Consider the following 4,530-nt stretch of genomic DNA (forward strand, 5'->3'; position numbering starts at 1 on the left):
GTCTCATGCCAGGCATTTTGCTGGTCAGGATNTTTATTAAAAAAATCATATTCGTTCTTAACTGCAAATATCCGTGCAAGTCGATATGCGCGCGGGTAAACGTTAATTGTTTATTTAATGTCATGGTTTTATAGGTGGAAGGATGGGGGTTATTAAAAAAGCCATGCTGGGAATATTCATTTTGATGAGTGCGCTCAGCTTGTTTCGGGAATTTCAAGACTTTGGTTTTAAGACCGGGTTGCTATTATCTGCGCTGTTCCTGTTGAGTACGGCTTTCTTGTGGCAATGGGCTTCCGGCCGTCTGCCACAGCTTGGCAAGCTGCACGCGGTGATGGTGATGATGGCTCTGACGCTGGTGTTTTTAGGGACCATTGACTACGCCATGGCAGACAGTTTCAACGTGGATCTGCTGGAAGTCATTCGCACGACCATGGTGCATAGTCCATGGTTCTATGTGGCAACGTTTACAGGCGCAGGAATCAAAGTCTTCTTCTGGCATTGGCTATTTTCCGGTGTACGGCAAAAGAATGCAGAACACACCGCCGCAGGATAAGTGAATAATAACGATCGTGAAACATAGAATGAAATATCGCAATTACAATACGCGAACGGAAGCACTCCGGCAGTTGAAAGAGTTGGGCGAATGTATTCTGTTGTTCCCCTACAATGAGGGGGCCTTTCAACAGGAATCTACCAGTATAAAAGCCGCCTCGATTCGCCAGGGAATGAAGGTTGAACTCAAGTCCGCTTTGCTGGTTGTCGAGGGGGAGTTGCCGCAGAGAGTATTGCGCGTAAAGAAGGTGGCGTAACCCATCGTGCGGGCGATGCCATAAACAGGTATCACCGTTATTCAGCGTAATAAAAAGGCTCCGCAGGAGCCTTTTTATTATTTAACGATCTGGGCGTTACGCACCACGCCTTTATCTTCGATAATACGCAGTTCGTGGCCGGCTTTTTTCCAGTCACCGTTAGACTGCTGGCGCCAGCCTTTCTCAACCAAATACTCCTCCGCCGCAATGCCTTTCATCCCGAGGATAGTTTCAGCTTCGCCAACAATCTGCCCGTATTGCTGGCTGGCCGTCAGCTTAGGCTTCGCGGCAGCCTTTGGCGCCTGTTTGGCGTTCTGCGCTTTGGTTTTGTTAATGTCGCAGGAGACGCCGGCGTTCATTTCAGTACAGCCAGAACGTTCAAGTTGCTCGCGGTATTTGGCGTTAATGGCCTGTGCTGGCATCGCCGCCAACGCGGTCAGAGCAAGAACGGAAACCATGATTTTTTTCATTGTGATAAGCCTGTTTTATAAAAGATATTATGCATCACTGCCCGCAATCAAAAAATCCCCCCTCACCCGGGGGGACAGTATAAGACATACTCAAAGTTAATGATTTAGACAGGTCAGTCTGATTGTCGGCGATAGCATGTCCACACTTCCCGCCGACGGTAGCGATCGTATGGCCTTAGAACTGGTAGGTCAGGCCAGCCACAACGGTGTTGTCGCCGTTATCAGCCAGATTGATCTGATAGCCGATATCCGCCACCATATTTTTGTTGAAGTAGTAATCTGAACCCAGCGCGACATACTCGGTGATATCACGATTGTTATTGTCGCGTGCGTGCACGTAGCCCACGTTCGGGCGCAGGCCAAAGTCGAACACATACGCGGCCATCGCTTCAAAGTGTTTCGCTTCGTGAGCGCCTTTCAGCAGATTGTGAGATTCGCCGCCCATGGTTGCAACGTATACGCGGTTCGCGTCATATTTCGCACCCACGCCCCAGAACTCAGCGTTATTCCCGGTCCAGCCCGCCGTTTTCTGGTGGCCCGTGACCGCGCTGGTCGCGTAGGTGGCGATAGTCGAAATACCGGAATCAGCGATGTTGTCATAACCCAGAGAGAAGCCGTAACCTGTACCATGCTGTTTAGCGGGGTCGCTATCGGTTGCGTCTGCGCCCTGGTATTGTGCGCCGAAGCTGACGCCGTCCGCTAAGCCGAAAGCGTTGCTGGTACGTAATGTAGCAACGCCACTAGTGCGACCAGTAAGGAATGAATCAGTGCCTTCATAGGAGTCGCCGCCGAATTCGGAAAGGTTGTCAGTATAAACCCCGACATCGTAAGCGATACCGTAGTTACGGCCATAGTCAAAGCTAACGTTGTGACCATAGTCCAGCCCAGCATACGCCAGGCGGGTGGATTCGCCATTCTGAGAACCTTCTGCGTTCGCAGCATCAAGCTGACCTTCGAACTGGCCGTAGCCCGTTAATTCCTCGTTGATTTGGGTTTCACCCTTGAAGCCCAGACGCGCATAGGTACCATCCGCGTTTTTGCCGTCCGTCCAGCTATGCGCGGCTTTAACCTTGCCGTACAGATCCAGCTTATTGCCGTCTTTATTATAGATTTCCGCTGCCTGCGCGGAAGTTACCCCTAAAGCCAATACGGCCAATGCCACTGCTGTTTTTTTCATTTCAAACTCACTTTCTAGTTGTGGTTGCTATCGTCATTACAGCTTTGTTAAGTAGATTTTCCTTCTACTTAAAAAAGCCCCCGTACCCGGGGGAAACATCTCTCTAACTACGAAAAAAGTGGCAAATACAACAATAACGATGAAGGCTGGGCTTTCGCCCTTATTGCGTGGTTCAGCGCAATAATGTTCCCCTGTGAGGGCAGGAGGAATGTGCTCTTAATAAGAAAACAGCACGCCCGCGCCTGCACCGACGTTGTCCGCGGTATCCCAGGACAGACCGGTTTTTACGGAAACGTTGGCTGACACGCGAGCGCTGATCCCGGCAGATACGGCGTTCTGGCCGTTAAAGGTTCCGACGCCCATGCCGAAGCCGACGGTGTGGCCCTGCGGCGCTTGCGGGATAGCGGTGAGGGCGAAAGCGCCAGCCAGACCTGCGCGGAACTCTTTACGGTCTTTGTTCTGCTGCTGCTCCAGCTTGTTGAAATTGGTGCGGTTGTTGGCTTCCAGGTCCGAAATGCGCTGCTCGTGGTTAGCCAGCGTTTTCTCGTCGTCGGCAAGACGCTGGTTGGTGTTTACCAGCGCCTGATGGTTAGCTTCCGCGTTGGCAAAGGCGATATCAGCGCGATTCTGGGCGGCATCGCCGGTAGTCTGAGCCTGCTGCACGCCGGATGACAGGGTGGAGAAGTGCTGCTGTTCGGCCTTCACTTCTGTATCGATAGCGGATTTGTTGGCGGTGATGTTAGCTTCATCGGCGGCAATCGCCTTTTTGTTAGTATTAACATCGGTCTGACTTGCCTTACTGTTAACGGTAGTTGTTAACGCGGTAACGGCATCATCCTGGCGTTTCTGGTCATCGGTAAAGGTTTTCGTATCAACCTTATTACCGATGGCCTGGGTATTAGTATCAATGGCAGCTTTGTTGTCACTAATCAGGTTGTCATGCGTGCCAATGATTTGGGACTGAGCCTGGTCAATCTGCTGCTGTGCTGCCTTCTGGTTGGTCAACTCGGTATGTAGGGCATCATCACCTGCGGTACGATCTTTGATTTCCTGGGCTAAACCGTCGGCGCTAGTTTTGATGCTCTTGTTCACCACATCTATCTGGCCCTGCAATGCTGTATCGGCGGCAACGCGATTTTTGTATTCATCAACGACAGCGTCTTTCACTGTATCTATGCTGCGTTCAAGTCCTGTAATGGATGCCGCGGCGTTGCCTGCTTCACGCATCGCATCATCTGCTTTGGTAAAAGCGGCATCAGCACGTTGTTTAGCGTCGTCAGCTTTGGTAAAAGCATCATCTGCTTTCTGGCTGTTACCTGTAATCGCGTTCTCCACGGACTGGAACTGCTGGGTCACCGTTGTTGTGGTATTAGGGAGTATTACGCTATCGGAAGTGACAATTACTGCGTTAGCATGAGTGGATGTCAGTGCGGCCAACACCGCGACGGCGATAATACTTTTACTTATGGACTGCATGATGAGTTACCTGTCATTAACTGAATTTATTCGCCTGTTCTGGCGGTTTTATTTAGCGAGTGGCAGGGGCGTACAGCAGCCCTGAAGTGTAATAACCTCAGCCACGATGTTTTGTGATTTATTATTTTTCTGACAAAACATTATTTCACCGAAAACAGGCTGATATTGACCTGTTATCTGTGAGAGTGAATAAAAAACGGGTTATTGTTTTTTATTCACTGTTAAATATTTAGCGATCGATCAATAGCGTCTCTGTTTGATGCTATCTCTTTGTTTATTCATGTGTTTCAATTCCATTGGCCTGATGTAGCATCAGCGCCTCGGTGATAATTTGTTGTTTACTTTTACGGGTTTGAAAAGCCACCTCACGAACGTATTCGCAAAGGTCATCAGCGATGCGTGCGCTGAGCATAGTCAAACTGGCATTTTGTACTTCGCCGCGACGTCTGCGTTTCGCGGGATATGTCCTGGTGTTGTTCATGAGATTCCTCATGTAATCCGATTCATTATTTTTCTTCGTAAAATATGCAGGGGGAAAAAAGACATGTCAATATTCGGGAAACGCCGCTTATTTTGTATTAAAAACGTTAAGGTAATT

General features: G+C 49.6%; 6 protein-coding genes. 2 read left to right on the forward strand and 4 right to left on the reverse strand.

Going from position 1 to position 4,530, the window contains the following annotated elements; translation table 11 throughout:
- Positions 1 to 142: 142 nt before the first annotated feature.
- Both NNN71_RS23800 and NNN71_RS23805 read left to right on the forward strand, forming a co-directional pair.
- Positions 143 to 553, forward strand: a complete 411-nt coding sequence (locus NNN71_RS23800; RefSeq protein WP_167575645.1) for a hypothetical protein — start codon at positions 143 to 145, stop codon at positions 551 to 553.
- Between the two features lie 28 nt (positions 554 to 581).
- Positions 582 to 809 (forward strand): hypothetical protein, encoded by a 228-nt coding sequence (locus tag NNN71_RS23805; RefSeq protein ID WP_167575646.1) that lies wholly within the window; start codon positions 582 to 584, stop codon positions 807 to 809.
- Positions 810 to 886: 77 nt separating this feature from the next.
- On the opposite strand, the gene NNN71_RS23810 is transcribed toward NNN71_RS23805, so the two are convergent.
- The 4 genes from NNN71_RS23810 to NNN71_RS23825 form a co-directional block, all read right to left on the reverse strand.
- A complete protein-coding gene (locus tag NNN71_RS23810) occupies positions 887 to 1,279 on the reverse strand; it encodes a hypothetical protein (RefSeq protein WP_271459503.1) in 393 nt (130 codons plus the stop codon).
- A 175-nt stretch (positions 1,280 to 1,454) separates the two neighbouring features.
- Positions 1,455 to 2,456 carry a porin gene (locus NNN71_RS23815; protein WP_271459504.1) on the reverse strand — a complete coding sequence of 334 codons (1,002 nt, stop codon included), beginning with the start codon at positions 2,454 to 2,456 and terminating at the stop codon, positions 1,455 to 1,457.
- A gap of 216 nt (positions 2,457 to 2,672) precedes the next feature.
- A complete protein-coding gene (locus NNN71_RS23820; protein ID WP_271459505.1) occupies positions 2,673 to 3,932 on the reverse strand; it encodes a YadA C-terminal domain-containing protein in 1,260 nt (419 codons plus the stop codon).
- Positions 3,933 to 4,206: 274 nt separating this feature from the next.
- Positions 4,207 to 4,413, reverse strand: a complete 207-nt coding sequence (locus tag NNN71_RS23825) for a hypothetical protein (RefSeq protein WP_167574671.1) — start codon at positions 4,411 to 4,413, stop codon at positions 4,207 to 4,209.
- Positions 4,414 to 4,530: the final 117 nt, after the last annotated feature.

The sequence above is a fragment of the Kluyvera sp. Awk 3 genome (assembly GCF_028069715.1).
GTDB lineage: Bacteria > Pseudomonadota > Gammaproteobacteria > Enterobacterales > Enterobacteriaceae > Kluyvera > Kluyvera georgiana_A.